At 60.2% G+C, this 527-nt stretch carries 1 protein-coding gene; it reads left to right on the top strand.

The window, feature by feature from the left end; translation table 11 throughout:
• Positions 1–315: 315 nt before the first annotated feature.
• The coding region (locus tag AC1DWF_RS38365) for an alcohol dehydrogenase catalytic domain-containing protein (RefSeq protein WP_476843633.1) at positions 316–527 on the top strand (212 nt) is incomplete at its 3' end.

Genomic DNA, 527 nt, shown 5'->3' with positions numbered 1-527 from the left:
GCTAGGCGTCGCGGCGGGCGTCAGGCTGGAGGAGTGATCGAAGATCCTGTGCAGGATCGAGCTGAAGATGCTCATGAATATGATCTTTCACATTGCTGGCGGGTGTCGGCTGGCACCGAAACTCGGTGTTGCAGGTGGCAGATTGAGAAATCGCCCGCTGCGCAAAGGGTTGCCCGAGCGCGAGAAGATTGCTCTTCCGATCGATGGCACTAACCTATGTAAAGTCCTGATATTTCGTGAGGCCCGTCGGCAACGGCCAAGGCCGCGGCAGGTTGTCTGGAGACGTCTTCCTCACGCAGCCGGCAGGATATCCTCATGAAAGCGCTCACCTGGCACGGCAAAAGCGATATCCGCTGCGACACCGTTCCTGATCCGACGATCGAGCACCCGCGTGACGCCATCATCAAGGTCACGGCCTGCGCCATTTGCGGCTCCGACCTCCACCTCTTCAACGGGGTCATGCCTGGCATGAAGGGCGGCGACATCCTGGGTCACGAGACCATGGGCGAGGTCGTCGAGGTGGGTTC

It is taken from the genome of Aminobacter sp. P4_D5, from assembly GCF_056401815.1.
Note: the sequence above shows the minus strand (reverse complement) of the source record. Positions and strands in the feature narration are given on the sequence as shown.